This is a genomic window from Microcystis sp. M109S1 (genome assembly GCF_020247025.1).
Taxonomy (GTDB): Bacteria; Cyanobacteriota; Cyanobacteriia; order Cyanobacteriales; family Microcystaceae; genus Microcystis.
Genome location: NZ_JADBRW010000306.1, coordinates 1 through 4019 on the forward strand (window position 1 = coordinate 1; position 4019 = coordinate 4019).

A 4019-nucleotide genomic window follows, 5' to 3' on the forward strand; every position below is an offset into this window, starting at 1 on the left:
AAAAATAGGCTTTTCGAGGGTAATTCTTGTTTTAATTCTCCATGTACGCAGTCTTTAAAAGCCTCTATTTCGTTCCAAGACACGATTAAGAGTGGCTTTTAGGCTAAGTATAATTACTCATCGCGTAAGTGAGATGCTCCCTCGGTTGGTGTCTGCTTACTACCCCCTGTTCTACCATCTGACGGACTTCGTCCTTGATCATCCTGATAGAGTAAGCGGTGGGAGCGGTGGAGAAAGTTATGGCACTCATGGGAGATTTCCTGCAAGATCTACAAAAGAAGTCTTATCACTAACTATAGTCTAACCTATAGAGGGACAAAAGAGATTTTTTGCTGTATCGACGATTACAATTTTTTATATATAGCGAAACCCTCTCCCCTCGCCAGTTTAGGCTTGGGTTAAGAAAAGTTAAATTTATCGGCTAAAAGTTGTCGAGTCCTCTTATGCCAAATCAGTGATCAGTTATCAGTGATCAGTTATCAGTGATTAGTTATCAGTGATTAGTGATCAGTGATTAGTGATCAGTTAAGCTGTTGACTATCTAATATTACTGGTTAAGACTGCACCGCAGTGCCGGAGTTGGCAGCAGGGAGAGGAAGTTCGAGCATTTGTACTGAAGTTTCCCCTACGCATTTTAAAATCAGCACAGCTTATCAGTGATCAGATTTGAGTTTTCAGTTCACTGTTTACTGTTTACTGATCACTGAAAAAAGCTTCCCGCTTACCCTAATAAATGGGGAATAAAAATAAAAGCCGCTACGAGTAAAGCGGCGATCGAGGCGATTAAAACGGCACCAGCGGCACAATCTTTCGCTATTTTGGCTAAATCATGGTAGGATTGCCCCACCGTCAGATCTACCACTGATTCTAGGGCAGTGTTAATTAATTCTAAGACCATCACCAGAGCGCAGGTAAGGGTGACAATCGCCATTTCCATGGCATTAACCCGCAAAAATAAGCCCCAACTAATCGCTACTAGGGTAATCAGGGTGTGAATGCGAAAATTTCTTTGACTGACAAAAGCATAACAGACTCCTGCCCAAGCGTAGCGAAAACTGACTAACAGATTCGAGGCGACTTGCCAAGCGTATTCTCTTTGACTGGGATTGTTGCCCTCACTCACCTGTCCCGATCGAGGGATAAAATTATTGTTGAGATAGGGATTAGGTATGCTGGCAGATTGGTTGGCTTGATGATAATTTGTCTTCATATTCCTCAATAATGCTTGACAAAAACAACTAACTATGTATCGGCAATTTTGACGGTTGTTAACAAAGTTTCCTGTAAAGATAGCATTTCTAACAGACTTGTTTCATCGGGATGGTCCCAACCCAAAAGATGTAAACAAGCGTGGGCAGTTAACCAGGCCAATTCTCGTGCCAAAGAATGATTTTGTGTTAAAGCCTGTTGTTGTGCTGTCTCGACAGAGATGATAATATCCCCCAAATATAAAGGTTCTGTCTCTAAAATGCCCTCATCGACTGGGAAATCCACTTCGAGAGCGGCAAAAGCGAGAACATCCGTCGGTTGATCTTTGTGGCGATATTGGGAATTATAGGCCTGAATTTCTCGATCGTCTGTTAAGCGCAAACTTAGTTCATAACCGGCGGCAACGGGGAGATAATCCGATAGATAGCCTAACCATGTCTCCAACCAATAGTGCCAAGTTTCCCCATCCACAGGACTATTTCCGGGATCAAAATAATTATCCTGTAGGCATAAATCCACCACTAGGGGCAAAGTCTCACTCACCAGATTTCATCCTAGGGACGCGTCAGATAGGAAATACCCACAAAAAAGGCGAGTAAGGCTGCCGTAGTCAAAAAAAAGTGTTTTAAAGAGATGCCTTTTTTCTTGACCATATTCCGCATCGCCAGCTTGACGTAACTGGGTTGCGCTTCGTTGGCGGTTTCTACTGCGGGGTCAGTGGTGCTAACAGGTTCAGTCATCAGTAATTCCCCAGACAAAGATTGATCGCTATAAGTGTAACAGATTATTAAAGAAGTGCCAAAAAAATTCAAATCCAGGGAAAAATTGTTCCCCGTCCGGGATAGTCAAAACCCCACACCCCACACCCCAGCAGTTAACCCATGTCTTCCCACGATTCCGAAAGCATCCAGACTATTTTTCAAAAAATTTGGGGCTATGATAGCTTTCGCTTTCCCCAACAGGAGATTATCGAGACAATTTTAGCGGCAAAAGATGCTCTGATTGTCATGCCCACGGGATTCGGTAAATCTATCTGTTTTCAATTGCCCGCTTTATTAAAAACCGGCTTAACCCTAGTGATTTCCCCCTTAGTTGCCCTGATGGAAAATCAGGTGGAGGAATTATTAGCCAAAAAATTACCCGTTGCCCTGATTCATCACGAAATCCCCCGACAACAGAGAAAGAAAACTTTAGATGCGATCGCAAGTCAAACCCTGCGACTTCTCTATCTTTCGCCGGAAACGCTCTTAAGTCCGCCTCTCTGGTCAAAATTAACCCTTCCCCACGTTAAAATTAACGCTCTCATCCTCGACGAGGCCCATTGTTTAACCCAGTGGGGCGATAATTTTCGTCCTGCTTACCGTCGTCTCGGTGCTGTCCGTCCCGCTCTTCTGCAATCAAAACCAGCCGGCAGCCAAATAGCGATCGCTGCTTTTACCGCCACCGCTAACCCCGCCACCCGTGAGACTCTCACCCGCGTCTTACAGCTAGAAAAACCGCAGCTTTTCTTAATAAATCCTTACCGTCAAAACCTTGACTTAAGCACCAAAATATGTATTAGCCCCGGTTGTCGTCGTCATCAACTATTAAACTTCCTCACCAGTCAACCTCGACAATCCGGCCTGATCTATACTCGTTCCCGTCGCCATAGTGAAAATTTAGCGGCATGGTTGCAATCTCTCCATTATCGCACCAGTGCCTACCATGCCGGTTTATCGCCCTTTCAGCGTCGGGAAATAGAACAAAATTGGCTGCGGGGGGATTTAACTTTTGTTGTCTGTACCTCAGCTTTTGGCATGGGTATCAATAAACCCGATGTGCGTTGGGTTGTCCACTACCAACCCCCAGCTTTACTATCGGAATACCTACAGGAAATCGGCCGCGGTGGTCGCGATGGCGGCAAAATGCAGGCTCTCACCTTAATTAGTGAACCGACGGGATGGTTAGATAATAGCGATAAAAACCAGCAAAAATTCTTTAACTACCAACAGGAGCGTCAATACCGACAAGCTTGGCAAATTTTAGCCCAAATTCCCCTAGAGGGCAAAGTAGAGGCGATTAGTGCCGAATTTCCCGATGGTGCGCTCATTCTCTCCCTTTTACACAGTCTCGATCGCCTAGAATGGCTCGATCCTTTTCATTATCGGCTTATTTATCGCCATAATTCAGCCAAGATGACTTTTAAACCCAAAAATGAGATATTTCCCTACCTCTATACCCGTCGCTGTCGTTGGCACTTTCTCTTAAATGCCTTTGGGTTTCAGGAAAATGCCGATAATTTTCGCTGTGGTCATTGCGATAATTGTCGTCGCGGCTGATACCATTTAGTGAATAATCACTTTAACAAATCACCGCACCCGAAATAATAGTGAAATTTTGTGACCAAGTGCAGCCAGATACGAGAATCTTTGCTAGATTCCCAGAAGGCTTCTATGATTAAGTTTCCTTAAGTAATTTGAATCTAGCGGTGAGCAACATGGCAAGAAAAGGAAAAAACGGAGCAGTGACAGCAGTAGGGGGCTTGGGAGCTTTAGTTGGATTTGGATGCATGATCGTTGGTAATATATGGAGTGTCAGAATTGTCTTTGATGAGTGGGGAGTACCGATGGGAGCAATCTCTATTTTGATGCTCCCAGCTACGTTAGCTATAATGCCTTGGTATGCAAGTTTAGTGCGATCGCAGATCTTGTAGGGTGCGTTAATGAAATGTAACGCACCTTGTCCAATGTTCAAAGTTGGTGCGTTACGCTGACGCTAACACACCCTACATTTGTTGTTTTGGTTCTTCGTTACTTGGTATGGTTCGATAG

At 44.3% G+C, this 4019-nt stretch carries 5 protein-coding genes; 1 reads left to right on the forward strand and 4 read right to left on the reverse strand.

The genetic code is table 11. The features are described 5' to 3' along the window. Positions 1-103: 103 nt before the first annotated feature. The 4 genes from IM322_RS15235 to IM322_RS15250 all read right to left on the reverse strand — a co-directional run bounded on the left by IM322_RS15235 (position 104) and on the right by IM322_RS15250 (position 1949). Entirely contained in the window at positions 104-250 is a 147-nt protein-coding gene (locus IM322_RS15235) for a DUF4327 family protein (RefSeq protein WP_287677051.1), read from the reverse strand. Positions 251-721: 471 nt separating this feature from the next. Continuing rightward, positions 722-1210: a diacylglycerol kinase family protein gene (locus IM322_RS15240; protein WP_287677052.1), complete on the reverse strand. Its 489-nt coding sequence runs from the start codon at positions 1208-1210 to the stop codon at positions 722-724. A gap of 32 nt (positions 1211-1242) precedes the next feature. Beyond that, positions 1243-1752: an rRNA maturation RNase YbeY gene (ybeY, locus tag IM322_RS15245; RefSeq protein WP_287677054.1), complete on the reverse strand. Its 510-nt coding sequence runs from the start codon at positions 1750-1752 to the stop codon at positions 1243-1245. 11 nt (positions 1753-1763) lie between these two features. Then, the gene (locus IM322_RS15250) at positions 1764-1949 is read right to left on the reverse strand and encodes a DUF3285 domain-containing protein (RefSeq protein WP_287677057.1); all 186 of its coding nucleotides are present in this window, start codon (positions 1947-1949) and stop codon (positions 1764-1766) included. 141 nt (positions 1950-2090) lie between these two features. Here IM322_RS15250 and IM322_RS15255 point away from each other — a divergent pair, with 141 nt between their 5' ends. Further along, entirely contained in the window at positions 2091-3527 is a 1437-nt protein-coding gene (locus IM322_RS15255) for a RecQ family ATP-dependent DNA helicase (RefSeq protein ID WP_287677060.1), read from the forward strand. Positions 3528-4019: the final 492 nt, after the last annotated feature.